Annotated in this window: 26 protein-coding genes; 19 read left to right on the top strand and 7 right to left on the bottom strand. The window is 70.7% G+C overall.

All coding sequences use genetic code 11. The features are described from left to right. Window position 1: 1 nt before the first annotated feature. The 10 genes from ACN6M5_RS16735 to ACN6M5_RS16780 are packed head-to-tail and all read left to right on the top strand — an operon-like array spanning window position 2 to window position 12,459. Complete coding sequence (locus ACN6M5_RS16735) at window positions 2-1,078, top strand: dihydrodipicolinate synthase family protein (RefSeq protein ID WP_434951564.1); 1,077 nt, start codon at window positions 2-4, stop codon at window positions 1,076-1,078. After that, window positions 1,078-2,097: a hydroxyacid dehydrogenase gene (locus tag ACN6M5_RS16740; RefSeq protein WP_434951566.1), complete on the top strand. Its 1,020-nt coding sequence runs from the start codon at window positions 1,078-1,080 to the stop codon at window positions 2,095-2,097. Before ACN6M5_RS16735 ends, ACN6M5_RS16740 begins: the two co-directional genes overlap by 1 nt. Next, a complete protein-coding gene (locus tag ACN6M5_RS16745) occupies window positions 2,094-3,020 on the top strand; it encodes a Gfo/Idh/MocA family oxidoreductase (RefSeq protein ID WP_434951568.1) in 927 nt (308 codons plus the stop codon). Before ACN6M5_RS16740 ends, ACN6M5_RS16745 begins: the two co-directional genes overlap by 4 nt. Continuing rightward, on the top strand, window positions 3,017-3,973 hold the full coding sequence (locus ACN6M5_RS16750; protein WP_434951570.1) for a GNAT family N-acetyltransferase: 957 nt from the start codon (window positions 3,017-3,019) through the stop codon (window positions 3,971-3,973). The genes ACN6M5_RS16745 and ACN6M5_RS16750 overlap by 4 nt, the downstream gene beginning before the upstream one ends. Then, the gene (locus ACN6M5_RS16755) at window positions 3,970-5,349 is read left to right on the top strand and encodes a hypothetical protein (protein WP_434951572.1); all 1,380 of its coding nucleotides are present in this window, start codon (window positions 3,970-3,972) and stop codon (window positions 5,347-5,349) included. The genes ACN6M5_RS16750 and ACN6M5_RS16755 overlap by 4 nt, the downstream gene beginning before the upstream one ends. Further along, window positions 5,346-7,538: a peptidase C14 gene (locus ACN6M5_RS16760; RefSeq protein ID WP_434951574.1), complete on the top strand. Its 2,193-nt coding sequence runs from the start codon at window positions 5,346-5,348 to the stop codon at window positions 7,536-7,538. The genes ACN6M5_RS16755 and ACN6M5_RS16760 overlap by 4 nt, the downstream gene beginning before the upstream one ends. Window positions 7,539-7,557: 19 nt before the next feature. Beyond that, window positions 7,558-9,726, top strand: a complete 2,169-nt coding sequence (locus ACN6M5_RS16765; protein ID WP_434951576.1) for a peptidase C14 — start codon at window positions 7,558-7,560, stop codon at window positions 9,724-9,726. A gap of 59 nt (window positions 9,727-9,785) precedes the next feature. Further along, a complete protein-coding gene (locus ACN6M5_RS16770) occupies window positions 9,786-10,559 on the top strand; it encodes an SDR family NAD(P)-dependent oxidoreductase (protein ID WP_085368660.1) in 774 nt (257 codons plus the stop codon). Then, window positions 10,556-11,677, top strand: a complete 1,122-nt coding sequence (locus ACN6M5_RS16775) for a mandelate racemase/muconate lactonizing enzyme family protein (protein WP_434951579.1) — start codon at window positions 10,556-10,558, stop codon at window positions 11,675-11,677. The genes ACN6M5_RS16770 and ACN6M5_RS16775 overlap by 4 nt, the downstream gene beginning before the upstream one ends. Continuing rightward, complete coding sequence (locus tag ACN6M5_RS16780; protein ID WP_434951581.1) at window positions 11,674-12,459, top strand: SDR family NAD(P)-dependent oxidoreductase; 786 nt, start codon at window positions 11,674-11,676, stop codon at window positions 12,457-12,459. The genes ACN6M5_RS16775 and ACN6M5_RS16780 overlap by 4 nt, the downstream gene beginning before the upstream one ends. On the opposite strand, the gene ACN6M5_RS16785 is transcribed toward ACN6M5_RS16780, so the two are convergent. Then, window positions 12,449-12,784, bottom strand: coding sequence for a nuclear transport factor 2 family protein (locus ACN6M5_RS16785; protein ID WP_434951583.1), 336 nt, complete (start codon window positions 12,782-12,784; stop codon window positions 12,449-12,451). The genes ACN6M5_RS16780 and ACN6M5_RS16785 overlap by 11 nt on opposite strands. Window positions 12,785-12,830: 46 nt before the next feature. After that, window positions 12,831-13,580 (bottom strand): SDR family NAD(P)-dependent oxidoreductase, encoded by a 750-nt coding sequence (locus tag ACN6M5_RS16790; protein ID WP_434951585.1) that lies wholly within the window; start codon window positions 13,578-13,580, stop codon window positions 12,831-12,833. An 88-nt stretch (window positions 13,581-13,668) separates the two neighbouring features. Here ACN6M5_RS16790 and ACN6M5_RS16795 point away from each other — a divergent pair, with 88 nt between their 5' ends. The 5 genes from ACN6M5_RS16795 (at window position 13,669) to ACN6M5_RS16815 (ending at window position 17,441) form a co-directional block, all read left to right on the top strand. Continuing rightward, complete coding sequence (locus ACN6M5_RS16795) at window positions 13,669-14,649, top strand: C-terminal binding protein (RefSeq protein ID WP_434951587.1); 981 nt, start codon at window positions 13,669-13,671, stop codon at window positions 14,647-14,649. Between the two features lie 37 nt (window positions 14,650-14,686). Continuing rightward, window positions 14,687-15,550, top strand: coding sequence for a fumarylacetoacetate hydrolase family protein (locus ACN6M5_RS16800; protein ID WP_434951589.1), 864 nt, complete (start codon window positions 14,687-14,689; stop codon window positions 15,548-15,550). A 27-nt stretch (window positions 15,551-15,577) separates the two neighbouring features. Further along, window positions 15,578-16,108, top strand: coding sequence for a hypothetical protein (locus ACN6M5_RS16805; protein ID WP_434951591.1), 531 nt, complete (start codon window positions 15,578-15,580; stop codon window positions 16,106-16,108). A 125-nt stretch (window positions 16,109-16,233) separates the two neighbouring features. After that, window positions 16,234-16,992, top strand: a complete 759-nt coding sequence (locus ACN6M5_RS16810) for an SDR family NAD(P)-dependent oxidoreductase (RefSeq protein ID WP_434951593.1) — start codon at window positions 16,234-16,236, stop codon at window positions 16,990-16,992. Window positions 16,993-17,003: 11 nt separating this feature from the next. After that, on the top strand, window positions 17,004-17,441 hold the full coding sequence (locus ACN6M5_RS16815; protein ID WP_434951595.1) for a MarR family winged helix-turn-helix transcriptional regulator: 438 nt from the start codon (window positions 17,004-17,006) through the stop codon (window positions 17,439-17,441). Between the two features lie 69 nt (window positions 17,442-17,510). On the opposite strand, the gene ACN6M5_RS16820 is transcribed toward ACN6M5_RS16815, so the two are convergent. The 4 genes from ACN6M5_RS16820 to ACN6M5_RS16835 form a co-directional block, all read right to left on the bottom strand. Beyond that, complete coding sequence (locus ACN6M5_RS16820; protein WP_434951597.1) at window positions 17,511-18,773, bottom strand: alpha-hydroxy acid oxidase; 1,263 nt, start codon at window positions 18,771-18,773, stop codon at window positions 17,511-17,513. An 8-nt stretch (window positions 18,774-18,781) separates the two neighbouring features. Next, a complete protein-coding gene (locus tag ACN6M5_RS16825) occupies window positions 18,782-19,513 on the bottom strand; it encodes a FadR/GntR family transcriptional regulator (RefSeq protein ID WP_434951599.1) in 732 nt (243 codons plus the stop codon). Window positions 19,514-19,620: 107 nt separating this feature from the next. Then, the gene (locus tag ACN6M5_RS16830) at window positions 19,621-21,057 is read right to left on the bottom strand and encodes an MATE family efflux transporter (RefSeq protein ID WP_434951601.1); all 1,437 of its coding nucleotides are present in this window, start codon (window positions 21,055-21,057) and stop codon (window positions 19,621-19,623) included. A 64-nt stretch (window positions 21,058-21,121) separates the two neighbouring features. Next, a complete protein-coding gene (locus ACN6M5_RS16835) occupies window positions 21,122-21,553 on the bottom strand; it encodes a MarR family winged helix-turn-helix transcriptional regulator (protein WP_168688643.1) in 432 nt (143 codons plus the stop codon). 150 nt (window positions 21,554-21,703) lie between these two features. On the opposite strand from ACN6M5_RS16835, the gene ACN6M5_RS16840 reads away from it, so the two are divergent. The 4 genes from ACN6M5_RS16840 to ACN6M5_RS16855 all read left to right on the top strand — a co-directional run bounded on the left by ACN6M5_RS16840 (window position 21,704) and on the right by ACN6M5_RS16855 (window position 26,072). Beyond that, window positions 21,704-22,702 (top strand): alpha/beta fold hydrolase, encoded by a 999-nt coding sequence (locus ACN6M5_RS16840; protein ID WP_434951603.1) that lies wholly within the window; start codon window positions 21,704-21,706, stop codon window positions 22,700-22,702. A gap of 64 nt (window positions 22,703-22,766) precedes the next feature. Next, the gene (locus tag ACN6M5_RS16845) at window positions 22,767-23,714 is read left to right on the top strand and encodes a GlxA family transcriptional regulator (protein ID WP_434951605.1); all 948 of its coding nucleotides are present in this window, start codon (window positions 22,767-22,769) and stop codon (window positions 23,712-23,714) included. A gap of 92 nt (window positions 23,715-23,806) precedes the next feature. Beyond that, window positions 23,807-24,802 (top strand): type I glyceraldehyde-3-phosphate dehydrogenase, encoded by a 996-nt coding sequence (gap, locus tag ACN6M5_RS16850; protein ID WP_434951607.1) that lies wholly within the window; start codon window positions 23,807-23,809, stop codon window positions 24,800-24,802. 94 nt (window positions 24,803-24,896) lie between these two features. Then, window positions 24,897-26,072 (top strand): alcohol dehydrogenase catalytic domain-containing protein, encoded by a 1,176-nt coding sequence (locus tag ACN6M5_RS16855; protein WP_434951609.1) that lies wholly within the window; start codon window positions 24,897-24,899, stop codon window positions 26,070-26,072. A 2-nt stretch (window positions 26,073-26,074) separates the two neighbouring features. Here the strand turns inward: ACN6M5_RS16855 and ACN6M5_RS16860 are convergent, their stop codons facing one another. After that, window positions 26,075-26,887 (bottom strand): alpha/beta fold hydrolase, encoded by an 813-nt coding sequence (locus ACN6M5_RS16860; RefSeq protein WP_434951611.1) that lies wholly within the window; start codon window positions 26,885-26,887, stop codon window positions 26,075-26,077. Window positions 26,888-26,923: the final 36 nt, after the last annotated feature.

The following is a 26,923-nucleotide window of genomic DNA, read 5'->3' on the forward strand; positions in this document are numbered from 1 at the left end:
CGTGCAGGGCACACCGCTCACCGCTCCCGCCCTCCCGGAGGAGATCGCGGCGCTACTCGCGCGCGGCACGGTCGTCCCCGCGCATCCACTGGCTCTGGATGCGCACCGCAGGCTCGACGAGCGCCGCCAGCGCGCGCTCACCCGCTACTACCTCGCTGCCGGAGCAGGCGGCATCGCCATCGCCGTGCACACGACCCAGTTCGAGATCCACGAACCGGAGCGCGGACTGCTCGAACCGGTGCTCGCTCTCACCGCCGACGTGCTCGACAGGGAGGCGGACCGCCCGCTGGTCAGGATCGCCGGAGTGGTCGGGGACGCCGCCCAGGCGGTGCGCGAAGCACAGCTGGCCGCCGGGCTCGGCTACCACGCCGTGCTGCTCAGCCCCCGGGTCGCCGGGGCGGACGAGGACGCGCTGATCGAACGCGCGCGCGCCGTGGGCGAGGTGCTGCCGGTGGTCGGCTTCTACCTGCAGGAGGCCATCGGTGGGCCGGTCCTGTCCCGCTCGTTCTGGCGGAGGTTCGCCGATCTGCCGTCGGTGGTGGCCGTCAAAGCCGCTCCGTTCGACCGCTACCGCACCGCCGAACTCGTGCGCGGTGTGTCGGAGTCCGACCGTGCGGACGCCGTGAGCCTCTACACCGGCAACGACGACGCGATCGTCGCCGACCTCACCGCCGTCCACCACGTCGAGACGCCGTCCGGGATGCGCGAGGCGCGCTTCGTCGGAGGGCTGCTCGGGCAGTGGGCGGTCGGCACGCGTGCGGCGACGCAGGTGCTGGCGCTCGCCCACCGGGCGGCGGACGGCGACCGCGAGGCCGGAGCGGAGCTCAGCGGCCTGGCTGCCGACCTCACCGACCTCAACTCCGCCGTTTTCGACCCGGCCAACGGGTTCGCCGGAGTGATCGCCGGGGTGCACGAGATGCTGCGCCAGCAGGGGCTGCTCGACGGCATCTGGTGCCTCGACGAGCACGAGACGCTGTCGCCGGGGCAGGCGGAGGAGATCGAACGGGTGCGGCGGCAGTACCCGCACCTCAACGACGACGCGTTCATCGCGGAGCACCGCGACGAGTGGCTGCGCTGATGACCGCATCCCCGTCCGTCATCGTGGCCGTGCCCTCCGGGCTCCGCGCCGAGTTCCTCACGAAGGACGACCTCGCACTGCTCGGTGCGGCCGCGGCAGGTCTGGCCGGCGACGGTCTCGCGGTCGCCGAGTCCGTCGAGGCCGCCGCAGGCCGGTTCGACCTGGCCGCCGTGCAGGTGGTCGTCATCGCCTGGGGCGCACCGCGCTTCGACGACGGACTGCTCGACCGCCTGCCGTCGCTGCGGCTGATCGCGCACACCGGGGCGAGCGTGAAGCCGTTCGTGTCCGAGGCGTGCTTCGAGCGCGGCGTGGCCGTGACGCAGGCCGGCGCGGGCATGGCCAGGTCGGTCGCGGAGGTCTCGCTGGCGTTCACGCTCGCGCTGCTGCATCGCATCCCGCGGTTCGATCACGCGCTGCACGCCGGCGCGGAGTGGGCGGACGCCGAGGACGCGCCGGCCAGGCACGAGCTGCTGGATGCGCCGATCGGCGTGGTGGGGGCATCGCGCACCGGGCGTGCCTACCTCGGGATGCTGCGGGCGCTCGGCGCACGCGTGCTGCTGGCCGACCCCACGATCGACGACGCCGAGGCGGAGGCGCTCGGCGCGACCCTCGTTCCGCTGTCCACGCTGCTCGCGGAGAGCAGGATCGTCGCGCTGCACGCCCCGTCGCTCCCGGAGACCAGGGGGATGATCGGCGCGACGGAGCTCGCGACGATGCCGGATGGCGCAGCACTGGTCAACACGGCCAGGTCGTGGCTGGTCGACGAGGACGCCATGATCGCCGAACTGCGCTCCGGCAGGATCGACGCGGCCCTCGACGTGTTCGACGACGAGCCGCTGCCCGTCGGCCACGAACTGCGAACGCTTCCGAACGTGCTGCTCGTACCGCACAAGGCGGCGGGGACAGTCGAAGGGCGGCTGCGGCAGGGACGGATCGTGGTCGACGAGGTCGGCCGCTTCTGCGCGGGGGAGAGCCTGCTGCACGCGGTCTCCGCCGCCGACCTGGAACGGATGGCGTGAGCGTGCGCGTGGCGTTCGCCGGGGTCGCGCACTCGCATGCCTTCACGGATGCGGCGAACCTCACCGCCCTGGGCGCCGAGTTCGCCGGGGTCTGGGACGCGGACGACGCCGACCGGCTCTCCGCCTTCGCCGAGCGCTTCCGCGCGCCCGTCGTCGCCGACCTCGACGCGCTGCTCTCCCTCCGCCCTGACGTGGTCGTCGCGACCCCGCGCACCGCCCGCGCGGCGGACGTGGCGACCGCCTGCGCGGCCGCCGGGGTGCCGGTCTTCCTGAACAAGACCATCGCGACCTCGGCGGCCGGCCTTCGCAGGTTCGACGACTTGGGAGACGCCGCGCGCTGGGCCAGCTCGTCCGTGCTCCGGTTCGCGCCGGAGGCCGTCGCGTTCGCCGACCGGATGCGCGCGGAGCGCCCGCTGTCCATCCAGGTCGCCGCGCAGCACGACATCGGCGGGTTCCTGACACCGGAGCGTCGCTGGCAGGACGAGCAGGACGGCGCGGGCGGCACCCTGCTCAACATCGGCATCCACGCGTTCGAACTGCTCGACCTGGTGACCGGCGGCGACGGCATCGAGATCGTGGGCGGCACGGCGGAGCGCGGGGCGCTCGACACACGCTCCGAGTCGGCCGGGCTGGTCTGGGCGCGCACGTCGGGCGGTGTGCCGGTGACCGTCTCCGTGAGCGGTGTGCCGGGCCCGGACGAGTACAGCGTGCGGATCGTGGCGGAGAGCGGTGTGCACACGCTCGCGCTCGGCGAGGCGTCCGACCTCGGGTACGCGGCGCTCGCCGAGGCAGTGGTCCGGTTCGCGGCGGGCGCGGATGCGCCGGTCGGCCGGGAGCGCACGCTCGCCGTGTACCGCACCGCTCTCCAGGCGGCCGCCGTCGCGCGCGGCGCGCTGCCGGAGACCGTGGGAGCGCCGGCATGACGGGCACGGTGACGCTGCGGACAGCATCCACGTCGGACGACACGGCGATCGCTGCACTCTGGGCGGAGGCCTTCGCGGAGCCGGGGATGCTCGCCCAGTGGGAGCTCGATCCGAACAGGCACGCCTCCACCATCGTCGCCGAGGACGGCAGCGGGGTGATCGGGAGCGTGTATCTGCTCGATCACGGCCTGCGTGGCGCGGGCGGAAGGATCGCGCGCGTGCTCGGGCTCGCGAACGTCGCCGTCGCCACGCGGGCACGCGGCAGGGGCGTCGCGCGGATGCTGACCGACGAGGCCGTGGCGTACGGCAGGCGCACCGGCTACGACTGGGCGCTCCTCTTCACCGGGACACCGCACGTCTATCGGGGGGCCGGATTCGTGGTCTTCCAGCAGCGCAGGCGCCGGATCGGGTCGCTCGCGTCCCGTGACGGCGACGCTGGGCGCCAGGGCAGGATCAGCAGGCGGCCCATCTCCGACATCGCGCCGGACCGCCTCTCCGCCCTGCACGACGCGGCGACGGCGGCGCTGCCGCTCAGCGCGGTGCGCGACGAACTCGGCTGGCGGCGCGCATACGGCTGGTATGCGGGCGCCGACGTCTACCTCGCGACCGGACGCGACGCCAGGGAGGCGGCGTACGCGATCGTCCGCACGGCGGGCACACAGCACGGGGGCGCCGACGCTGCCGTGCTCGAAGCGGGCGGCAGCGTCGAGGCGCTCTCCGCGATCGGCCGCACGGTGCGCTCCGATCTCGCAGCGGCCGGGGTCGTCACGACTGTCGAATTCGACCTGCCGGGCGGCCAGCCGTTCGACGCCTTCGTGGATGCGGTCAGCGGCGACGCCGCCTGGCAGCCGGACGGGACCGGCATGATCCACCCGCTCGACGGGACGCTCGCCGACGCGCTCGCGACAGCCGAGCATCCATCGGCCCACCACTGGACGGGAGACTACCTGTGACAGCACTCGGAGCACGGCAGGCTGTGCCGCACACGGACGCCGCCATCGGCATCGCCCGGCGCGACATCACGCCCCCGGCCGGGATCAGGGCGAAGAACTGGGGACCGGCGGACTGGGAGCGCTCGGAGGGAGCGCACCGTCCGATGACGCTGACGGCGCTCGCCGTGGGCGGCGCAGAGCCCGTGCTGCTGATCGCGGTCGACGGGACGTGGTGGCGCAGGGTCGACGACGAATGGTCGGTGCGCTCGCGGGTGCTCGACGCGCTGGGCCTCCGCGACGACCAGCTGATGATCGCCCTGTCGCACACACACGCCGGTCCGGTGCTCTGCTCCGCAGACGCCGACCTCGACGGAGGCGACCTCATCCCCGGCTACCTGGACAGGCTCGCCGAGGCCGCCACGGATGCGGGCCGGGAGGCGCTGCAGTCCGTGGAGCCCGCCAGCATCGACTGGACCAGCGGACGGTGCTCGCTCGCGGCCGACCGCGAACTCGACCTCGACGGACGCGCGCTCGTCGGGTTCAACCCCGACGCGGAGACCGCTGACGACACGGTGCTGGTGGGCAGGGTCAGCGCGGCGGACGGCACGGCGCTCGCGACCATCGTCAACTACGCCTGCCACCCGACCACGCTGGCCTGGCAGAACAGGCTGGTGTCTCCGGACTACGTCGGCGCGATGCGCGAACTGGTCGAAGAGCAGACAGGCGCGGCGTGCCTCTTCCTGCAGGGCGCATCCGGCGAGCTGGCCCCGCGCGAGCAGTACACGGGAGACCTCGGCGTCGCCGACCGGCACGGCAGGGCGCTCGGGCACGCGGTGCTCTCCGCTCTCGACCTCCTCCCTGCGCCTGGGCACGAACTCGAACTGTCCGCGGTGGTCGAGTCCGGCGCCCCGCTCGCGATGTGGACAGAGACCAGGCAGACGCAGAGCGACGCTATCGCGACCAGCAGGGATGCGGTGCTCCTCGACCTCGCGCCCCTCCCCACCATCGAGGAGCTGGAAGAGCGGTGGGCGGACATCGACCCGCGCAGCAGGGCCGAACGTCTCGGCAGGGCGCGCAACCTGCGCGACGGGTATGTCACGGGCGACCGGGTCGAGCATCCGGTGTGGACGTGGCTGCTCGGAGACGCTGTGGTCGTCGCGCATCCCGGAGAGGCGTACTCGCGGCTGCAGCGCACGCTTCGCTCCGCGTTCCCCGGCCGCCCCGTCGTCGTGATGAACCTCACCAACGGGCCGGGCTTCGTCTACCTCCCCACCCGCGACGCGTACGAGCGCGGCGCGTACCAGGCCTGGCAGACCCCGCTCGCCCCCGGCTCCCTCGACAGGCTCGAGGACGCAGCCGTGTCCGCCATCCGCACGATCATCGAGGAGCAGCAATGACAGCGTCACCCGTTCCACCTCGCACCCCCGCAAGCACGCGCCGCGGGCTGATCGTCGGTCTGAGCGCGGCTGCGCTCGGCGGCGTCGGCGTGCTCAACGCCGCCGCTCCGGCGGAGGCGACCGCGCCGCAGAAGCCGGGAGCGTCCGGGGAGGTGCAGCAGGCCAGGACGGTCGCCGATCTCGGCAGGATCCAGGCGAAGGACGGCCAGCTCGCCATCGCGGCCGGATACCGCACGCCCGGCGACGCAGGACGCCTGATCTACCGGGGCGCCAGCGCGAAGGGCTCGAAGGTCAACGGCGGCACCGTCGTCCCCGGCAAGAACGGGACCGTCTGGGTGCTGCAGCACGACGGCACCCTCGACTTCCGCGTCTTCGGCATCGGCGGGCCGGGCCGGGCGGCGGACGACGCGCTCGACGCGATGGTCGGCGACCCCACCGTCGAGCGGATCGAGGCGCACACCGACCTCAACTTCGTACGGCGCCACGTCTTCACCCGCTCCCGCATCGAACTCGACTTCGGCGGCCATCTCATCACCACGGAGGGCATCGCGGCGAACAGCCACGACAACCCGTTCGGTGCCGTCCTCTTCTTCACGGGAACGCCGGAGGGTGCTGCCGTGCAGTACGCGCTGGCGGAGGCGTGGCCGGAGCTGACAGACGCGGTCTCCGTGCCGGACGCCTCGGCGTTCCCCGTCGACAGCTGGTGGGCGGTGCAGTGCGCACCCGTCGCGGGCGGAGGAGGGGACGAGCGGGAGCTGCAGCGCTTCGTCCGCGTGACGCAGCAGCTCGACGCCACGCACATCCGGGTCGACTACCTGAACGGCTGGCCGCTCGAAGCCGGCCGCAGCCTCAGCTGGCGCAAGGTCGCGCCGGTGGAGCGCGTGCGGGTGCGCAACATGCGCTTCGTGGGGTCGGGGCCGTACACCGGGCCGACCGACGGCTCGCTCCCCGACGCCCGCGAACTCACCGGATCGCACCCGACGGCCTTCGAGTACGCCGTGCACTGCGACGTGTCCGACATCCACGCGACGCATACCTGGTGGCCGGTGGTGATGCGCCGCTGGAACACCCACTTCGTCACGGAACGCTGCTCGATCGAGAACCCGCCGACCGTCTTCTACGGCGGCGCCGGCTACCTCACCCAGCAGATCTACTGCCTCTACGGGCACGTCCGCGACTGCACGTCCTCGAACGCCAGGCACCTCAACGACCTCACCGCGAGCGCATACTGCATGGTGGAGAACTGCCACGGCGACGGCGACGACCAGGGCGGCAACCCGTTCACCACGCACGGCCAGTACGAGCACGACCTCACGTTCATCGGATGCTCGGGGCTGATGGACATCGCCAACTCCGGCGCGCAATGGGGCACGTCGGCGAAACGCATCACGGTGCGCGACCATGTCTGCTCCTGGTTCGTCGCCGGTACCAAGATCACCGACCTGACCCTCGAGAACGTGCGGGTCATCGGGCGGTCGACCTTCGACCCCCAGGCGACGCTCACGATCAACGCGGACGGCGCCCAGCTGCGCGGATGCACGGCAGGGCTGTTCGCTGTCGGCCAGCGCAGCGCGCGCTCCACCCGCCCGACGGTGATCGAGGACTGCACGTTCTCGCTGCCGAAGGGGCAGGTGCTGGTGCAGACGCCCGTGACGGCGACCGTCTCGTTCGTGCGCTGCCGCATCGACGGTATCGACGGCACCGTCGCCAGGGGGAGTGGGGCCGTCCGCTTCCACGACTGCGACCTGAGCGGCCCGGCGAAGGGCGACCCGTTCCAGCTCGCGGGAGCGGAGGTGACCGTGCGCGGAGGGACGCTCACCGGGGTCGCGCTGGTCGCGACGGCGGCGAAGGATCAGGTCGTCACCGTCGATGGCGCCCGGCTGAGCACAGACCGCACCGGCGGTGCGACGCTGAGCAGGGCGGCGGGGGCCGGCGTGGTCACCTGGCGGATCGACGGCGTGACCTCCTCAGCGCCGACGGGCACCCCGCACCTCGCGATCGAGTCCGGCATCAACCACGCCAGAATCGTCGGCTCCCAGTTCGGCGGGGGACGCATCCAGTTGCCGGACGCCGGCTTCGCAGCACCATCCACCCTGCTCTACGACGCGGCGATCGAGCGTGCCGTGGAGCGAACCGTTCCCGAACAGACGAAACGCATCATCGTCGGCGACAGCATCGTCGTCGACTGACACGAAAAGGAATCCACGGATGAACAGTGTTCAGGGCACCACCACCGATGCAGCATCCACCGCGGGCGCGCCGGCGTCCGGCACGAGACGCGGCCTGATCGTCGGCCTCGGCGCCGTCGTGCTCGGCGGCGCGACCGCGATCGGCGCGGCCACCCCGGCCGACGCGGCCGTCGTGGCGAAGAGCAGCAGCTCCGGCTCGATCCGCCAGGCGCGGCTCGTGCGCGACCTCGCCGGCGTCAAGGCGTCCGACGGCGAGCTGATCGCGGTCGCCGGGTACAGCGTGCCGGGTGACGCGGGCGATCTCGTCTACCGCGGAGCGTCGCGCTTCGACGGCAAGCCGAACGGCGGCACCGTCATCGCGGGCAAGAACGGCACGGTCTGGCTGCTGCAGCACTCCGGCACCGTCGACTTCCGGCAGTTCGGCGTCTTCGGGCCGGACAAACCGGCCGACGACGCTCTGGATGCGATGGTCGGCGACCCGGCCGTCTCGCGCATCGAGGCGCACACCGACCTGAACTTCGTGCGCAGGCACACCTTCACGCGCTCCGGCCTCGAACTCGACTTCGGCGATCATCTGATGACCACGGAGGGCATCGCCGCCAACACGTACGACAACCCGTTCGGCGCCGTGATGTTCTTCTCCGGGACGGTGACCAAGGACGTCCAGGTGGCCACTCTCACCGAGGCCGTGCCCGATCTCGGCGACATCTTCCCGGTCGCCGACGCCAGCTGGTTCGCCGTGGACTCCTGGTACGCCGCCGACGTGAACGCGCTCAGCGGGCGCTGGGAGAAGGAGCTGCAGAAGCTCGTCCAGGTGACCCAGATCGTCGATCAGACCCACATCCGGGTGAACTACAAGAACGGCTGGCCGCTCGCTGAGGGACGCACCATCACCTGGACCCGCGTCGAGCCCGTGCAGAACATCCGGATCAGCAACCTCGTCTTCCGGGGCAAAGGCACCGACCAGTACACCGGCTCGCACCCGATCGCGTTCGAGTACGCGGTGCGCTGCGACGTGGAGAGGGTGGTCGGCTCCCTCACCTTCTGGCCGCTGATCATGCGGCGCTGGAACACCTTCTACTCGACCATCGAGTGCACCCTCTCGAACCCCACATCCGTGACGTACGGCGGGGCGGGCTACCTGACCCAGCAGATCTACTGCCTCTACGGCTACGTCGCCAACTGCCACACCTCCAACGCCAGGCACCTCAACGACTTCACCGCGAGCGCGTACTCGATGGTCGAGAACTGCCACGGCGACGGAGACGACCAGGGCCCGTTCGTCACGCACGGCCAGTACGAGCACGACCTCACGTACACCGGCAACTCGGGGCTGATGACGTTCGCCAACTCGGGAGCGGCCTGGGGCTCGGCGGCCAAGCGCATCACGGTGCGCAAGCACGTCTGCTCCTGGTTCGTCGCGAGGGTCCGCATCACCGACCTCACCCTCGAAGACGTCAAGGTCATCGGGAAGCCGTCGCTCGCGGGATCCGGGATGCTCTGGATCAACGCAGACGGCGCCCAGCTCACCGGATGCACGGCGGACAGCACGCTGGTGATCACGCAGTCGTCGTCCGCGTCGTCGCGGCCCACCGTGATCCGGGACTCCTGGTTCCGGTTCGCGGCGCCGGGCAATCTCACCGATGCCAGCGTGAAGGCTCCCGTCCTGTTCGACGCGACGACGCTCGAGAACGTGGGCGGCGTGAAGATCCTCGGCGCGGGCGACGTCACCTTCCGCGACAGCAGGCTCGGCGCGGCGGCCGGTGCCGACGCCCTGCAGACCTCCTCTGCGAACACCCGTTTCGAGGGCACCGTGCTCGACGGAGTCTCCGTGCTCGCCGCCGGGACGGCCGCCCAGACCGTCGAGGTCGTCGGCGGGAGCCGCGTGTCCGGTGCGGGAGGGACGGGCATCGGCCGCGGCGGCAGCGCAGCGGTCACCGTGCTCTTCGCCGACAGCACCTTCGCCCGCTCGGACAACGGGGGCGCCCACGTGTCGCTGACCGGAGGGACGAACCACTACCGCGCATCCGGTTGCCGCTTCGACGGTGGCAAGCTCGAGTTGTCCGCCGCGGGCTTCGGGTCGGGATCGACCCTGCTGCACACGGCGAACGTCGAGACATCGGTGAAGCGCGTCGGCTTCCCCGACGACTCGGACCGGGTCATCACCGCGGGCAACATCTCCGTCTGACCGGCACCGGCTCCAGCACGGCACGCACCAGCACATCAGCTCCACCAGAAAGGATCACCATGACCGCAACCCCCGCATCCACCCCCGTCGCCGTCGTCACCGGAGGGGCGGCCGGGATCGGCTGGGAGATCGGCCGCCGCCTGGCAGCGGACGGATACACGGTGGTCGCCGCCGACCTGGTGCCCGGCTTCACCGAGTCTGCACCGGTCGACGGGATCGTGCACCGCAGGCTCGACGTGACCGACCCGGAGGACGTCGCAGCGGTCTTCGACGGGATCGCAGCCGAGTTCGGCAGGATCGACGTGGTCGTGAACAACGCGGGCATCCAGCGTCACCGTGCGATCGAAGACCTGGCCTGGGACGAGTGGCGCGCGGTGGTCGACGTGAACCTGCACGGCGTCTTCCTCAGCCTGCAGGCGGCCGGACGGCACATGCTCGCGGCGGGAGGCGGACGCATCGTCAACATCTCCTCGATCTCGTCGCGCGGCTCGGCCGGGCGCGCGCCGTACGCGGCGACGAAGGCGGCGGTGATCGGCCTCACGGCCACGGCGGGCGCCGAGTGGGCGGCGCGGGGAGTCCGGGTGAACGCGGTGGCGCCCGGCTACGTGGACACCGGCGTCTTCCGCCAGGGGGTCGCGGCAGGCACCCTGAACGAGCAGACGATCCTCGCGCGCATCCCGGCCGGTCGTCTCGCCCAGGCAGAGGAGATCGCGGCGGCGGTGTCGTTCCTCGTCTCCGATCAGGCGTCGTACATGAACGGCCAGACCATGTACGTGGACGGCGGCTTCATGGTCGACTACGGGGTGCCGCTGGCCTCGGTGCCGAAGCCGTGAGCGCCGTCGTCTCCTCCGCACCGGATGCGGTGGTGCGCGACCTCCGCACCTCCACCGTCTCCCTCCCGCTCGCCCGGCCTCTGCAGCTCGGCGCGATGACCGTCACCCGGCGCGAGTACGCCGCCGTGCGGGTCTCCGACGGCGATGGCAGCACCGGGATCGCGTACGGGCTCACCCGCGAGGCCCCGATGGCCGAGCTGGTCGAGCGGCTGATCGCGCCGCACGTGGTCGGCGGAGAGCTGGATGTGCCGGCGCTCTGGGAGCGCGCACTGCGGGGGAGCGCCATCGTGGGGCGCGTCGGACTCGTGCGCCGGGCGATCGGCCTCGTGGACATCGCGCTCTGGGATCTGCTCGGACGCCGCAGCGGACGCCCGGTCTGGCAACTCGTCGGCGCAGACGACAGCCCGCGCCAGGCGATGCTGGTCGCCGCGTACCCGACACCGGGGCGCACCGTGAACGACCTCGTGGACGAGGTCGTCTCGCAGGCCGCCGACGGCTGGCCGCTCGTCAAGCTGTCGCGCTCGCCGGACACGGCGCTGATGCGCGAGCTGCTCTCCACGCTGCGCAGGGAACTGCCGGCGACCACGGGCATCGTCGTGGACGTCGGCTTCGGCTGGCCGGACGCCGACACGGCCATCGCCGAGGTCGCCGAATGGGGCGACCCGGAACTCGCCTGGCTGGAAGACCCCCTGCTGCCGGAGGACGTGACCGGATGCGCGCGCCTGCGCAGCGCGACCGGCCTCCGCGTCGGAGTCGGTGACGAGGTCACGGACCCCGGCGTCCTCAAAGCTCTCGCCGATGGCGGCGCCATCGACCTGGCGCGGCTCGACGTCGTCGCCATCGGCGGGATCACCCCTGCGCTCGAGTTCGCCGTGTGGGCGGAAGACAGGGGGCTCCCGGTGTCCTGTCACATCAGCCCGGAGACGAGCGTGCACCTCGGCCACGGCGTCGGCGTCGAGACGTTCGGGCGCGGGCCCGGCGGCAACCCGTACGACCCGTCGCCCCAGCTGGTGGTCGGCGGTCCGGTCTTCGAGGACGGCACGGCACGGCCGACGGCGGAGCCCGGCCTCGGGTTCTCCTTCGCGCCGGGTACCTTCGACTTCGGGAGGAACGCATGAATCGCAGCGTCGTCGTCACCGGGAGCGGCAAAGGCATCGGCCGAGGGATCGCGGGACGGCTCACCGCGGACGGCTGGACCGTCGTGGGGGTCGAGCGGAGCGCATCCCGGTCGGTGGAGGACGGCGTCTGCGCGGCCGTCGTCATCGGCGACAGCGCGGACAGGGCCACCCACCTGCGCGCGGCCGACGAAGCGCGAGCTCTCGCGCCGCTCGGCGGCTGGGTCAACAACGCCGGGATCACCCGCCGCACCCCGCTGCACGACCTGGACGAGGCCGCCGTGCGCGAGCTCGTCGACATCAACGGCCTCGGCTACCTGTGGGGATGCTCGGCCGCGGTCTCCGCATTCGTCGACCAGGGCACGCCGGGCGCCATCGTCAACGTCGGCTCCATCCACGGCCGCGCGAGCTTCGTCGACCACGCGGCATACGAGTTCACCAAGGGCGGCATCGACGCCCTGACCCGCAGCGTCGCCGTGACCTACGGGCCGTACGGGATCCGTGCGAACACCGTCGCCCCCGGCGGTGTGCGCACGCCCCACCTGGATGCGCAGATCGCCGCGGCCGCCGACCCGGCCGCCGAGGAGCGCGCCCTCGCGGACGGCCCGCCGATGCGCAGGATCGCCACCGTCGAGGAGGTCGCGGCGCTCGCCGCGTTCCTGCTCGGAGACGAGGCGTCGTATCTGAGCGGCCAGTCGATCGCGGTGGACGGCGCCTGGACGGCGGCGTTCGGCGCACCGCAGGCCGACGCCGCCATCGCGGAACGGTTCGGGCTCAGGCCTTGAGCATGGAGGCGCGGCGGATCAGGCCGCCGTGCACGTCGAATGTCGCGATGGTCTCCGTGGAGACGCCGTCGTTGACAACGTTCTCCCTGGCCACCACCCAGCGGTCGCCGAACAGGGCGGTCGCGTCGATGCTGCAGCTCAGCAGCGGGTTGTCGAGGCGTCCGGCGTAGAACGCGCGGATGGCCTCCCTGCCCACCAGCGGCGCGTCGGCGACGCCGGTCACCACCGCATCGTCGGCGTACGTGGCGACGAAGGCCTCGAGGTCGTGCGCGTTGAACGCATCCACCTGTGCTGTCACGGTCTGAAGCGCGGCGAGTGCCGTCATCCGGTGTCTCCTTCTGTGTGCGGGTCGCGCGGTCGTCGGCTGTCGGTCAGTCGATGCGGACGCCGCCGTTGACGTCGTAGGTCGCGCCGGTCACGAAGCCCGCCTTCGGGGATGCGAGGGTGCCGATGATCCAGGCCACGTCGTCCGGCGCGCCGAAGCGACCGAGCGGGATGGAGGATTCGAGCGCGTCGTGCCCGTCGTCCGAGAGCTGGTCGGTGATCGCGCTCGTCACGGGTCCGGGGGTCACGGCGTTGACGCGGATGCCCTCGGCGGAAAGGTGCCTGGCGAAGCTGCGCGTGATCGCCAGGATGGCGCCCTTGCTCGCCGCGTAGTGCATCCCGGTCTGCAGCGCGCCGACCTGGCCGGCGATGGAGGAGAGGTTGATGACGGAGCGGTCGCCCTCGGCCGCGCGCAGCAGGGGGAGGGCAGCCCTGGTGAGCAGGAAGGTGCCTCGGCCGTTGGTCTCCATGACCGCATCCCACTCGTCGATGTCGATGTCGTCGAAGTGGCGGTACGGGCAGACGCCTCCGTTGTTGACGAGGACGTGCAGGTCTCCCCACGCCTCCGCGACCTCCGCCACGAGCGCGTCGATGGATGCGGGGGAGCGGAGGTCGAGCCTGTTGACGCGCACCTCCGGTGCGCCCGCCGCGGTGCAGAGCTCGGCGACGCGGAGCGCTGCCGCCTCTCCCGAGGTGTACGTGAGCCAGACGGCGTTGCCGTCCGTGGCGAGTTGCACGGCGGTCGCCGCGCCGATTCCGGAGCTGGCCCCTGTGACGAGTGAACGGCGAGGATTCATACCCAGAACGCTATAGCATTTCGTCCGGATCTGCCGCGAAGAGCGTGGGGATGTGGCGATAAAACGCTAGATGCTATAGCGTTTTGACATGACTTCCGACCTTGTCGTGATCACCGACTACGACCTGCCGGGCAGCGCTGCGGACGACACGCTGCGCGCCGCGGGCCTGACAGCGCGCCGGGCGGCCTCCGCCTCCGCCGACGACATCGTCGCCGCGGCGGAGGACGCATCCGCCCTGATCGTGCAGTGGGCGCCGATCACCGCCGACCTGCTCGACCGCCTCCCCTCCGTGCGCTTCATCAGCAGGCTGGGCATCGGCTACGACATGATCGACGTCGCAGCGGCGAGCGAGCGCGGCGTGCTCGTCGCCAACACCCCGGCGTACTGCATCGACGAGGTCGCGACGCACACCATCGCCATGATCCTCACGCTCGGCCGCGGCCTGGTCGGCTACGACCGCGCCGTGCGCAACGGCGAATGGTCGGCCGTCGCCGCATCCCCGATGGCCATGCGCCCGTCGGCGACCACCGTCGCCGTGGTCGGCTACGGCCGCATCGGCTCCCTCGTCGCCCTCCGCTGCCGGGCGCTCGGCTTCCGGGTGATCGTGGCGGACCCGGTCGTCCCTGCCGCGCGCATCCTGGCGGACGGCCTGGAGCCCGTCACCCTCGCCGACGCCGTCGCCCAGGCCGACGTGCTCACGCTGCACGCCCCGCTCACCGCCGCGACGCACCACCTCATCGGCCAGACGGCGCTCTCGTCGATGAAGCAGGGAAGCGTCATCGTCAACACCTGCCGCGGCCCGCTCATCGACGAGGAGGCCCTGGCCGACGCGCTCGAAGCCGGCAGGCTCGCCGGGGCGGCCATCGACGTCTTCGCGACAGAACCGCTCCCGTCCAGCAGCAGGCTCAGGATGCTCGACAACGTCCTGCTCACCCCGCACGCCGCCTGGTACTCTCCTCAGGCGCTCGCCGACCTGCCGGTGCACGCAGCGAACAACATCATCGACCACTGGGCAGGCCGTCCCGTGCCCGCCGTCGTGAACGCGGCGGCCGCGCAGCCGGTGCGCTGAACGCCCGCCAGACCCGCTCGAACGAGGAGACAACCGGATGCGCTTCCTGCGACTCGGAGACCACGGCGCCGAACGCCCCCACCTGCGCGACACGGACGGCACCGTGTACGACCTGAGCGGAGTGACAGACGACGTCGACCCTGCGTTCTTCGCCGCGGACGGCGTCGCCCGCGCCCGCGCCGCGCTGCAGGCCGGGGAGCTCCCCGTCGCGACCGGCTGGCAGGATCTCCGCGTCGGCGCGCCCGTCGCCCGCCCGGCGGCGATCGTCTGCATCGGCCAGAACTACGCGGCGCACGCCGCAGAGTCCGGGGCCGAGCCGCCCGAGCATCCCATCGTCTTCTTCAAGCACCCCAACACGCTCGTCGGCCCCGACGACGACGTGCTGCTGCCGCCGGGCGCCCAGCGCGCGGACTGGGAGGTGGAGCTCGCCGTCGTCATCGGCCGCAGGGCGCGCTACCTCTCCTCTCCCGCCGATGCGCTCGACCACATCGCCGGCTTCGCCGTCTCCAACGACGTGTCAGAGCGCGAATACCAGCTCGACGTCTCCGGCGGCCAGTGGTCCAAAGGCAAGTCGAGCGAGACGTTCAACCCGTTCGGCCCGGAACTGGTCACCCCGGACGAGGTCGACCACCGCGCACTCCGCCTCCGCTCCTCGGTGAACGGATCGCCCAGGCAGGACTCGACGACGGCCGACATGATCTTCGGCGTCGAGCACCTGATCTGGCACCTCAGCCAGTTCATGGTCCTCGACCCGGGCGACATCATCAACACGGGAACGCCGCAGGGCGTCGCGCTCTCCGGACGCTTCCCGTACCTCGCAGACGAGGACACGATGGAGCTGACGATCGACGGGCTCGGAACGCAGCGCCAGCGGGTGCGCAGGGTGGTGCTCGCCGACTAGGTCTGCTCCGGGACACACAATAGAGGCATGACCTTCCACGCCTCCGACCGGGTGGTGCCCGTCACGGTGAACCGCATCGAGATCACGGCGCACGTCCCGTTCGAGACGCTGCGCCGCGCGTTCGAGGCCGAGGTGCCGCTCGTCGACGCAGCCCGGTTCGAGCAGCTCGTCGCATCCGGGGCGGAATGGAAACGGTTCGCGCAGGAGGCGGAAGGCTCGGGCATCCACCGGTTCGTCGCGTTCTGGCGCAACTACCCGACGCCGATCATGCGCGTGGGCGGTGCGGACATCCCGAGTGCCGTCTACCTGATCGGCGACTACATCACGGCATCCAGAGTCTTCCGGCACGACCCGGCCGCGATGCTCTACACGCCGACCAGACTCGAACTGCACGCCGGCCGCGACGGAGGAACCATCCTCACCGTCGACCAGCCCAGCTCCCAGCTGATCAGCCTCGGCAACAACAAGATCACCCAGGCGGGCTTCGAACTGGACAGGATGCTCGGCGACCTGCTCGAAGAGCTGGGCCTGCCGCGGCCGGAGGCGCTGCGGCGGTAGGGCTCGCTGCACGGGCCGTGGTGGCGAGCCCGGACGGCGCCCGACCAGGCAGTCGGGCGAAGACTGCTTGACAGACGTTTGGTACCAAATGAAAATAGTATGGTACCGAACAGACGGGAGCAGGCATGTCACACGAACGCATCGCGCTCATCACCGGCGCCAATCAGGGCGTCGGATTCCAGGTTGCGAAAGAACTGGTCGCCGCGGGCGTCACGGTCCTGCTGGGGTCGCGGGACCTCGCGCGCGGGCAGGCCGCTGCCGCTCAGATCGGCGACGGCGCGATCCCCGTCCAGATCGACGTGACCGACACCGACTCCATCGCGGCGGCGGCGCGCCGGGTCGACGACGAGTTCGGGAGGCTGGACCTGCTCGTCAACAACGCCGGGATCTCCCGCGCCGTCCAGACCGAAGGCGACTTCCTAGCGGACTACGAGACCAGGAACAGGGCGAGCACCGCATCGCTGGCAGAGATCAGGACGGTGTGGGAGACCAACGTCTTCGGCACGCTCGCCGTGTATCAGGCCATGCTGCCGCTCCTGCGGAAGTCGCAGGATGCACGCATCGTGAACGTCTCGAGCGGCGTAGGGTCACTGACCGCGAACGCCGATCCCTCCTACCCGTATCACTCGATGTTCGGCCCGGTCTATCCCGCATCGAAGGCAGCAGAGAACGCGATCACGCTGGCGATGATGGTCGAGCTCGAGTCCACCGACATCAAGATCAACCTCGTCTCGCCGGCCTTCACGGCGACCAATCTCAACGGGTTCGCGGGCACGGAATCGCTCGAAGACGGCTCGCGCGAGGTGGTCCGCGTGTGCCTGCTCGGTCCTGACGGGCCGAGCGGCACATTCACCCGCTGGGAGAACACGCCCATCCCCTGGTGAATACTGGGCCCATGACGGATACCGGGGAGCCGACGCTCGGCTCGTGGGCCAAACGCTACTACTACGCCAACCGGGCGGCAGTAGACGCGGTACTGCGCACTCACGGGATCGGCTCCACCCAGTGGGCGGTGCTCTACGAACTCGCCGGCAACGGCACCATGGCTCAGAGCGAACTCGGCCGCGCCCTGCACCTGGAGCGCGCGAGCCTCAGCGGAATCGTCACAACGCTCGTCCGCAAGGGTCTCGTCGAGCGGTCCCCTTCCCCACATGACCAGCGCCAGAGACTCCTCACCATGACCGCCGCAGGGCACGACCTGTGGAACGCCGTGCCCGACCCGTTCGCCGACGTCCGCGCCGTCGCCCTCGACGGCATCGACCCCGCGGAGATCGCCACGGCGATCCGCGTCCTGCGCCAGGCGACCACCACCCTCGACAACCACGCGTTCTGACCGGACTCCGTCGCCCGTTTCGATGGTGTCGAGGCCGCCCAGGATGAGCAGGCCTCGAAGCGGTAGCCCCTACCCCTCCGCCAGCACCCCCGCATCCGGCGCCGCCACCGGCACCAGCCGCCGCAACTGGGTCACGTGCTTCGGACTCAGTTCGTCCAGGCTCGCCACTTCGAGGAGCTGCATCGTGCGCACGATCTGGTCGCGCAGGATCTCGATGGTGCGGTCGACGCCGGCGCGGCCTCCGGCCATCAGGCCGTAGAGGTATGCGCGGCCGATGAGGGTGAACTTCGCGCCGAGCGCGTAGGCCGCCACAATGTCTGCGCCGTTCATGATGCCGGTGTCGATCGCGATCTCGGTGTCTGCTCCGACCTCGCGCACCACCTGGGGGAGCAGGTGGAATGGGATGGGCGCTCGGTCGAGCTGGCGGCCTCCGTGGTTGGAGAGCACGATGCCGTCGACGCCGAGGTCGACCAGGCGGCGGGAGTCTTCGACGTTCTGGACGCCCTTGATGACAATTTTGCCCGGGAACAGGTCGCGGATGATCGCGAGGTCGTCGAAGCTGATCGAGGGGTCCATCGCCGCGTTGAGGAGGTCGCCGACCGTGCCGCCCGTCGCGGAGAGCGACGCGAATTCGAGTTTCGGCGTCGTGAGGAAGTCGTACCACCACCAGGGGCGCGGGATCGCGTTGACGATCGTGCCCAGCGTCAGCTGCGGCGGGATGGAGAAGCCGTTGCGCTTGTCGCGGAGGCGGGCGCCGGCAACCGGGGTGTCGACGGTGAAGAACAGGGTGTCGAAATTATTCGCGGCCGCACGGCGGACGAGTTCGTAGGAGATCTCGCGGTCGCGCATCACGTACAGCTGGAACCAGTTGCGGCCGTGCGGGTTGGCGGCCTTCACATCCTCGATCGAGGTGGTGCCCAGCGTCGACAGCGTGAACGGGATCCCGGCGGCGGCAGCTGCTCCCGCCCCGGCCGTCTCGCCCTCCGTCTGCATCAGCCGGGTGAAGCCGGTCGGCGCGATGCCGAACGGCAGCGCCGACGGGCCGCCCCAGATCGTGCACGACGTGTCGACCGTCGACACGTCGCGGAGGATCGACGGGTGGAACTCGATGTCCTCGAACGCCTGGCGCGCGCGGGCGAGCGAGAGCTCCCCTTCCGCAGCGCCCTCGGTGTAGTCGAACGCGGCCTTAGGTGTGCGGCGCTTGGCGATCGTGCGCAGATCGCCGATGGTGAGCGCGCCCTGCAGGCGGCGCTTCTTCGCGTCGAGTTCCGGCTTCTTGAACTTCATGAGCTCCAGAAGCTCGGCGGGCTTGGGGACCTGGCGAGTGACCATGATGCCGCCTAACGGGGTTCGTGGTGGACGGGAACGGGGAGAACGGGGGAGGCGTCGCGGTAGTAACCGCTGATGTGGTCGTGGATCCTGGACTGCGCACCGGCCCTGTCTCCGGAGGTGATCGCCTCCACGATCGCGCGGTGCTCGCCGCGCAGCCGGGCGGCCATCGCCTCCCAGTCCTGGATGCGGCCGAGCCCGGAGACGACGTAGCTCTCGATGGAGGTGCGCAGCCCGGCCATCATCGCGGCGACCACGGAGTTTCCGGATGCGTCGGCGAGCGCCAGGTGGAACTGCGCGTCGAGCGCGAGGAACTCCTCGGGCGTGAGCGTCGGGTCGTCCATCGCATCCAGCAACTGCTCTGCGTCGTCGAGCCGGATGCCGGACGGTCGCTCGGCGAGGTCGACCGCCACGGCCGTCTCTAGCAGGAGACGGGTGCGCACCACGTCGGCGACGGGGAAGTTGCTCGCGGCGACCTGCAGCCGCATGAGGGCCTGCATCCCGCCGACCGGGCGCGCGACGATGATCGCGCCGGAGCTCGGGCCGGAGCCGGTCTGGGTGCGGACCAGTCCCATCGCTTCGAGGACGCGGATCGCCTCGCGCACGCTCGACCTGGCCACGCCCAACTCGGCCGCGAGGGTGCGCTCGGGCGGGAGGTGGTCGCCGACGCGCAGCTCGCCGTCGACGAGCCGCGCTTCGATGGAGGCGAGCACGCCCTCCCAGGCGCGGGGCTCGGTGGTCATCGCGCTCTCCCTCGTGTGGTCAGACCATGTGGTCCGTCCACACTAGCGACGAGCCGCCCGGATGTCCAGGCGGCCCGTCGCGGTCAGGCGGTCACGCGGTCACGCGGTCACGCGGTCACCGCCGCGCCCTCCTCCGCCACCGCAGCGCTCGCCGCGGCCACCGCATCCTGTGACGGCGCGGAGGCCAGCGCCTTCCGCGACCCGAGGAACAGCACGGCGCCGAGCGCGAACGTGAGCAGTTCGGTCGCCGTCATCGCCCAGATCACGCCGTTCAGCCCGAAGACCGCATTGCCGACCAGCACCACCGGGATGAACAGGATGCCCTGCGACACGGCCATGATCGTCGCGTTCCTGATCTGCTCCGTCGCCTGGAACACTGCGATCACCAGACCGGTGAACCCGTTGAACAGGGTGGAGATGAGCATGGCGGTGAGGATGAGCGTGCCGTCGGCGATCACGGACGGGTCCGCGCTGAACAGCGCGAACACCTGGTCGCGGAACAGGAACACGATGGACGAGAACACAAGCGTGATCCCGGCGATGGCGACGGCGCTGCCGACGATCGCGCCGCGCAGCCTGGCGTGGTTGCGGGCGCCGTACGCGTAGGCGAACAGCGGGATGGCTCCCATGAACACGCCCATGCAGATCATCTCCGGCAGCTGCACGATGCGGAGGGCGACGCCCATCGCCGCCAGCAATGCGTCTCCGTATGCGATGGCGATCCAGTTCATGACGAGGGTCGTCACGATGAGGAACGACGACATCAGGAGCTCGGAGGCTCCGACGCCGAACACGGTCTTCAGCATCTCCGGGTCCGCCCGGAAGTGGCGAGGGGCCAGCGAGACCGCGCTGCTCTTCTTCGTCAGCCACCAGATGTAGTAGCCGACGGTCACCACGTTGGACAGCCCGAGCGCGATGCCGGCGCCGAGCACGCCCCAGCCGAGCACGAGGATGAACAGCACGTCCAGCACCAGGTTGGCGACAGTGGATGCGATGAGCCCGGTCATCGAGGCGACGGCCGCGCCCTCCGCGCGCACCAGCTGTTCGAGCGCGAACGCGGCGACCAGCACCGGCGCGAAGCCGAACATCGCCCCGATGTAGAGCGCCGTCGGTTCGAGGGATGCCCCGCTGGCGCCGACCGCCGTGGCGAGCGGCACGGCGAAGATCACGCCGAGCACGCCGATGACGACGCCGGCCGCCAGCGCACCCCACAGGGTGAACGACGACACCTGCTTGATCCTGGTGGCCGCACCGGCGGCGGACGCTTGGTCCGCATCCGGGTCGTCCTGCATCCCGAGCAGCCGCGAGACGAAGGTGCCGCCGCCGACGCCGAAGACGCCGCCGATCGCCATCACGAGGGCGAACACCGGGAGGGAGAAGGTGAGGGCGGCGAGCAGCGGTGTGGAGTGCAGTGCGCCGATGAAGCCGGCGTTGATGATGTTGTAGACGACGCCGACGGAGAAGCCGGCGACCATGGGCACGCAGAGGTGCACCAGGGAGCGCCAGATGGGCGCAGAGGCGAGGTAGGTACGGTTCGAGGACATGACGGAACCTCCGTTCCGGGTAACGGCTTTTTTCGGTGGGTGTGAGGGTGGGGGAGGGTGCGCGCTACGAGTCGAGCGTGTCCGTGACGCGTCGGAGGAGCGCGATGAGGCGATCCTGTTCCTCGGTGTCGAGAACGGAGAAGGTGCGTTCCTGCTCGGCGGCGAGGTCGTTCTGGAACCCAGCGACGACCTCTGCTCCCTCCGGGGTGACGCTGATGAGCTTCACCCGCGAGTCGTCCGGGGACGGCGTGCGCGTGATGTAGCCGCGTTCTTCCAGTCCCTGCAGGAGGCTGGCGACACTGGCCGGGGTGGTGCCGGACATCTCGGAGAGTTCCCGGGCGATCACGCCGTTCTCCTGATGCTCTTCGATGTATCCGAGCGTGAACGCCTGCGACCTGCTCAGGCCGCTGGTGCGCACCCAGGCGTCCGCCGTCGCTCGCTGGGCGAACGAGAGCGTGCGGATGAGGGCGGTCAGCTGTTCCGATCGGGATGACATAGTTAGAAACCTAATAGTTAGAAATCAAACTGTCAAGCAACGGATGAGCAGCCCGTCGCGATCAAGATGGTGCCCCGGTCCCACACCGCCTCCGCGGCGCTGGCACCGCCGCCCGATTCGCCGGAGACGCCCGGCCCGTAGCGTCGAAGCATGAGCGACAACACCCGTCCGACCACCGAGTCCGCCGCCCAGAATCCCCCGCCGAGGAAGCGGGGACGGAAGTTCCTTCGCGTCACCATCGTGACGATCGTCAGCATCGTGTCCATAGTGGTGATCGCCCTCGCGACCACCACGACGATCAACGCCATCGCCACCGCCTCCGAGGCGAAAGAGATCAGGAAGTACGGCCGGCTGGTCGACGTCGACGGCAAGAAGATGAACGTCGACATCCAGGGCGCGGGCGCCCAGACCATCGTGCTGCTGCCCGGCTTCGGCACCGGCTCCCCGGTCATCGACTTCGCGCCGCTCGTCGACAAGCTGAAGGCGAACTACCGCACCGTCGTCGTCGAGCCGTTCGGATACGGTCTGAGCGACGAGACCGACCGGCCGCGCACCAACGCGAACATCGCCAGGGAGGTGCACAGTGCCCTGCAGGCGCTGCACATCGACCGGTACGTCCTGGGCGGCCACTCCATCGCCGGGATATACGGACTCCAGTACGTGAACACCTATCGCGACGAGGTGACCGCCTTCGTCGGCATCGACACCAGCGTGCCCACCCAGCCGGGCATCGACGAGGAGCTCAACGTCGCGGGGCTCCGCACCCTCAAGACCCTCGGTCTCGTCCGGGTCCTGACCGCGCTGGGCGACGACCCGTACACCGGGCTCCCGTACACCGACGCGCAGAAGTACCAGTCGAAGATCATCTCCCTCCGCAACGGGTTCACCGACACGTACGCCGACGAAATGGAGCGCTTCGGCTCCAACTTCCACGACGCCCAGAAGCTGGCCTTCCCGAAAGACCTCCCACTCCTGCTGTTCGTGCAGTCGGACAACACCGACGTCGAGGGCTGGATGACGCTGCACAAGGAGCAGGCGGCCAGCGTCGAGCGCAGCGAACTCATCCCGCTCGACGCCGACCACTACCTGCACCACACGAAGTCGGCGGAGATCGCATCGGCGATGAACGCCTTCCTGACGGCCGGCTGACGCGCATCCGGCGACCTCGTGGCAGGATGCTTGCGATAGGCATCCACATCGCCAGGAGGTCGCCATGCCGTCCAGCAACCACCGCGTCGCCGTCCTCGTCCTCGACGGAGCGAAACCCCTCGACGTCGGTATCCCGGCCCAGGTGTTCTCGCACCGGCCGAGCATGCCGTACGAGGTGCGCGTCTGCGGGGCGGCGCCGGGGCTCGTGACCGGCGGGGACGGCCTCTCGTACCACGTGGCAGACGGCCTCGACGCCCTCGCGGAGGCGGACACGGTGTTCGTCCCCGGATACCGGGAGCCGGCGACCACGGAGCCGTCCGCAGCGGTCGTGGCGGCGCTCCGGGCCGCCAACGAGCGCGGGGCGCGCCTCGCCGCGATCTCGACGGGAGCGTTCGCGCTCGCCGCAGCCGGGCTCCTCGACGGCAAGCGCGCCACCACGCACTGGCACTACACGAGGGCGCTCGCCGCCAGGTACCCGCTCGTGCAGGTGGACGAGAACGTGCTGTTCGTCGACGAGGGCGACGTGCTCACCTCGGCGGGCGCGGCGTCCGGGATCGACTTGAGCCTGCACCTGGTGCGGCGCGACCACGGCGTCGGCCTGTCCAACCACGTCGCGCGCCGGCTGGTCGCCGCCCCGTATCGCAGCGGCGGGCAGGCGCAGTACGTGCCGCGCAGTGTTCCCGAGCCGCTCGGCGACCTGTTCGCGACGACCAGGGCGTGGGCGCTGGAGCACCTGGCCGAGCCGCTGACACTGGATGCGCTCGCCCGCAACGCCCGCGTGTCCCCGCGCACGTTCTCCCGCCGCTTCGTGGAGGACACCGGGTACACCCCGATGCAGTGGGTGCTCCGGGCGCGCGTCGACCTGGCCCGCGAGCTGCTCGAACGCAGCGACCTCGGCGTCGAGCAGATCGCCGACAGCGTCGGCCTCGGCAGCGGAGCGAACCTGCGGCTGCACTTCCAGCGCATCCTGGGCACGTCGCCGACGGAGTACCGGCACACGTTCTCCGCCTAGGCGAGATCCTTGCGCACGCTGTCTTTCGAGCCACTGTCGCATCCCGTCGCGGCGATCGAGCATGGAAGGCGGAACGAAAGGAACCCCTCCCCATGACCCGCATCGCCATCAACGGCTTCGGCCGCATCGGACGCAACACTCTCCGCGCACTGCTGGAGCGCGGCAGCGACCTGGAGGTCGTCGCCGTCAACGATCTGACCGCTCCGGAGACGCTCGCCCACCTGCTGAAGTACGACAGCACCCTCGGCCGTCTGGGCCGCACCGTCGAGGTGGACGGGACGGACCTCGTGGTCGACGGCCGCCGCATCCGGGTGCTGGCCGAGCGCGAGCCCGCCGATCTGCCCTGGGCGGAGCTGGGCGTGGAGCTCGTGCTCGAATCGACCGGGCGCTTCACGTCTGCGGACGCCGCGCGCGCCCACCTGCGCGCCGGTGCCAAGCGCGTCCTGGTCAGCGCACCCTCCGACGGCGCGGACGTCACCCTCGCCTACGGCGTCAACACCGACGCGTACGACCCGGAGAAGCACGTCATCGTCTCCAACGCCTCCTGCACGACCAACGCGCTCGCGCCGCTCGCCTCCGTCCTGGACGACCTGGCCGGCATCGAGCACGGCTTCATGACCACGGTCCACGCGTACACCCAGGAGCAGAACCTGCAGGACGGGCCGCACCGCGACCTCCGCAGGGCGCGCGCGGCCGGCGTCAACATCGTGCCGACCACCACGGGCGCGGCGAAAGCGATCGGCCTGGTGCTTCCGAATCTCGACGGCAAGCTTTCCGGGGACTCCATCCGCGTGCCCGTCCCCGTCGGCTCGATCGTGGAACTGAACACCACCGTCTCGCGCGAGGTGACGCTCGACGAGGTGCTCGCCGCCTACCGCGACGCGGCGGACGGACCGCTGAACGGCGTGCTCGAGTACGCGGACGAGCCGCTGGTCTCCTCCGACATCACGGGCCAGCCCGCCTCCTCGATCTTCGACTCCGCGCTCACCAGGGTGAGCGGAAAGCACGTGAAGGTGGTCGCCTGGTACGACAACGAGTGGGGTTTCTCGAACCGGGTGGTGGACACGCTGGAGCTGCTCGCAGCGTGAGCGCCGCATCCTGAGTCGCCGCATCCCGTCGCGCACGGAACGGCCGAGCCCGCAACCGGTGGTGCCCGGCCGTTCCCGCGCGTAGAACGCAGGTATGAAAGCACTCACCTGGCAAGCGAACAAGCGCGTCGACGTGGTCGACGTGCCCGACCCGCGGATCGAGCAGCCCACCGACGTCGTCATCCGCATCACCTCGACGGCCATCTGCGGCTCCGACCTGCACCTGTACGACGTGCTCGGCCCGTTCCTCTCCAAGGGGGATGTGCTCGGTCACGAGCCGATGGGCATCGTGGAGGAGGTCGGTCCGGCCGTCCGGTCGCTCAGCGTCGGCGACCGTGTCGTCATCCCGTTCGTGATCGCGTGCGGCGACTGCTACATGTGCAGGCTCGGGCTGACGACGCAGTGCGAGACCACCCAGAACCGCGAGCATGGCACCGGGGCGTCCCTCTACGGCTACACCGAGCTGTACGGCTCGGTCCCCGGCGGCCAGGCGGAGCGCCTGCGCGTGCCGATGGCCGACTTCAACGCCCTCCGCGTCGGCAGCGAACTGCCGGACGACCGCTACCTCTTCCTCAGCGACATCCTGCCGACCGCCTGGCAGGGGGTGCAGTACGCGAACGTTCCGGAGGGCGGGACGCTCGGCGTGATCGGGCTCGGCCCCGTCGGCCAGTTCGCCAGCCGCATCGGCACGCACCTCGGCTACCAGGTGGTCGCCGTCGACCCTGTGCCGGAGCGCAGGGCGATGGCCGAACGCCACGGCATCGACACCTTCGACCTCAGCGACGACGCGGCGGCCTGGCTCCGCGAGGCGACGGACGGCCGCGGGCCGGACGCCGTGGTCGACGCGGTCGGGATGGAGGCGCACGGCAACACGGTGGCCGGTGTCGCCCAGTCCGCCGTCGGCCTGCTGCCGGACCCGGTGGCCAAGAAGCTGTTGACGACCGTCGGCGTCGATCGCCTCTCTGCGATGATGCTCGCCTTCGACGCGGTGCGCCGCGGTGGCACCGTCTCCCTCAGCGGCGTCTACGCGGGCGTTGCAGACCCTGTGCCGTTCATGAATCTGTTCGACAAGCAGATCGCCATCCGGATGGGCCAGTGCAACGTGCACGCCTGGCGCGACGACATCCTCCCCCTGGTCGAGGATCCAGCAGACCCGCTCGGCACGGAAGACCTCGTCACCCACCGCGTCGGCCTGGAGGAGGCGCCGAGGATGTACGACCTGTTCCGCGACAAGGAGGACGGCTGCATCAAGGTGGTGCTCACGCCCTGAGGTCAGCGCTCGGCCTCGGGAGTCACCCGCCCGAGCGCCGCGACCTCGCGGACGGCGGCCGCGACTGCAGCGTGGTCCTTCCGCAGGATCGCCCCGTGGTTGCTCCGCACCTTGGCGCTGATCGCGATGTTGGGGTTTCTGGCCACCACCTCGGCGAGGCCGGCGCGGATCACCTCCTGCTCGTCGCCGCGGCTGCCGAGGGAGGTGCCAGAGGCGACCACGTGCCGGGTGGGCACCACGATCCCGTCGAGCACCGGGCCGAGTTCGCCGGTGCTGCCGAGCCTGCCGAGTTCGATGTTGCTCTCCGCCTGCTGGGCCGCGCTCATCCTGGGTGTGAGTCCGGTCGGGCGGAGGAGCGGGGTGAACCAGCCCATCCGGCGGAACAGGGTCCGGATGCGCTCCTCCATCGCGTCGTCGAGCCAGTCGTACGGCTGTGCGCCGTCGACCAGCACCGCGCCGATGGTCCTGGTGGGATTGCGGTTGGCCCAGTGCGCTGCGACGTACGCGCCGTACGACCAGCCCACCAGGATCGCGCGGTCGACGCCGCGTGCCGCGAGCACGGCGTCGACGTCGCGCACGGCCGCCTCGAACGAGTAGTCCGACGACGTGCCGGACTTCCTGCCGCGGGCGCGCTCGTCGTAGGTGATGTGCCGCCACGACGGGCCGAGGTCGGCGATCACGCGCCGCCAGTATCCCTGCGTGGCGAACTGGCCGTTGAGGTACACGATCGGCGTTCCCTGGCCACCGGTGTCGGTGACCGCGAGAGCCGTGTCGTCGACCGGCACCATGCCGGTCCATGCGGTGCTGTTCGTCATGGTCGTCTCCTCGTGTTTCGTGCCTCGTCCGGATGC

The sequence above is a fragment of the Leifsonia araucanica genome (genome assembly GCF_051161895.1).
In the GTDB taxonomy this organism is placed as follows: domain Bacteria; phylum Actinomycetota; class Actinomycetes; order Actinomycetales; family Microbacteriaceae; genus Leifsonia.

What these genes read in the sequence shown, in the direction of transcription:
- ACN6M5_RS16785 (WP_434951583.1), bottom strand. Translation starts at nt 12,784, where the DNA reads ATGACGGCACTCGCCGCGCTTCAGACCGTGACAGCACAGGTGGATGCG.
- ACN6M5_RS16795 (WP_434951587.1), top strand. Translation starts at nt 13,669, where the DNA reads ATGACTTCCGACCTTGTCGTGATCACCGACTACGACCTGCCGGGCAGC.
- ACN6M5_RS16740 (WP_434951566.1), top strand. Translation starts at nt 1,078, where the DNA reads ATGACCGCATCCCCGTCCGTCATCGTGGCCGTGCCCTCCGGGCTCCGC.
- ACN6M5_RS16780 (WP_434951581.1), top strand. Translation starts at nt 11,674, where the DNA reads ATGAATCGCAGCGTCGTCGTCACCGGGAGCGGCAAAGGCATCGGCCGA.
- ACN6M5_RS16855 (WP_434951609.1), top strand. Translation starts at nt 24,897, where the DNA reads ATGAAAGCACTCACCTGGCAAGCGAACAAGCGCGTCGACGTGGTCGAC.
- gap (WP_434951607.1), top strand. Translation starts at nt 23,807, where the DNA reads ATGACCCGCATCGCCATCAACGGCTTCGGCCGCATCGGACGCAACACT.
- ACN6M5_RS16825 (WP_434951599.1), bottom strand. Translation starts at nt 19,513, where the DNA reads ATGACCACCGAGCCCCGCGCCTGGGAGGGCGTGCTCGCCTCCATCGAA.
- ACN6M5_RS16815 (WP_434951595.1), top strand. Translation starts at nt 17,004, where the DNA reads ATGACGGATACCGGGGAGCCGACGCTCGGCTCGTGGGCCAAACGCTAC.
- ACN6M5_RS16820 (WP_434951597.1), bottom strand. Translation starts at nt 18,773, where the DNA reads ATGGTCACTCGCCAGGTCCCCAAGCCCGCCGAGCTTCTGGAGCTCATG.
- ACN6M5_RS16810 (WP_434951593.1), top strand. Translation starts at nt 16,234, where the DNA reads ATGTCACACGAACGCATCGCGCTCATCACCGGCGCCAATCAGGGCGTC.
- ACN6M5_RS16830 (WP_434951601.1), bottom strand. Translation starts at nt 21,057, where the DNA reads ATGTCCTCGAACCGTACCTACCTCGCCTCTGCGCCCATCTGGCGCTCC.
- ACN6M5_RS16835 (WP_168688643.1), bottom strand. Translation starts at nt 21,553, where the DNA reads ATGTCATCCCGATCGGAACAGCTGACCGCCCTCATCCGCACGCTCTCG.
- ACN6M5_RS16800 (WP_434951589.1), top strand. Translation starts at nt 14,687, where the DNA reads ATGCGCTTCCTGCGACTCGGAGACCACGGCGCCGAACGCCCCCACCTG.
- ACN6M5_RS16845 (WP_434951605.1), top strand. Translation starts at nt 22,767, where the DNA reads ATGCCGTCCAGCAACCACCGCGTCGCCGTCCTCGTCCTCGACGGAGCG.
- ACN6M5_RS16860 (WP_434951611.1), bottom strand. Translation starts at nt 26,887, where the DNA reads ATGACGAACAGCACCGCATGGACCGGCATGGTGCCGGTCGACGACACG.
- ACN6M5_RS16765 (WP_434951576.1), top strand. Translation starts at nt 7,558, where the DNA reads ATGAACAGTGTTCAGGGCACCACCACCGATGCAGCATCCACCGCGGGC.
- ACN6M5_RS16760 (WP_434951574.1), top strand. Translation starts at nt 5,346, where the DNA reads ATGACAGCGTCACCCGTTCCACCTCGCACCCCCGCAAGCACGCGCCGC.
- ACN6M5_RS16790 (WP_434951585.1), bottom strand. Translation starts at nt 13,580, where the DNA reads ATGAATCCTCGCCGTTCACTCGTCACAGGGGCCAGCTCCGGAATCGGC.
- ACN6M5_RS16770 (WP_085368660.1), top strand. Translation starts at nt 9,786, where the DNA reads ATGACCGCAACCCCCGCATCCACCCCCGTCGCCGTCGTCACCGGAGGG.
- ACN6M5_RS16750 (WP_434951570.1), top strand. Translation starts at nt 3,017, where the DNA reads ATGACGGGCACGGTGACGCTGCGGACAGCATCCACGTCGGACGACACG.
- ACN6M5_RS16840 (WP_434951603.1), top strand. Translation starts at nt 21,704, where the DNA reads ATGAGCGACAACACCCGTCCGACCACCGAGTCCGCCGCCCAGAATCCC.
- ACN6M5_RS16805 (WP_434951591.1), top strand. Translation starts at nt 15,578, where the DNA reads ATGACCTTCCACGCCTCCGACCGGGTGGTGCCCGTCACGGTGAACCGC.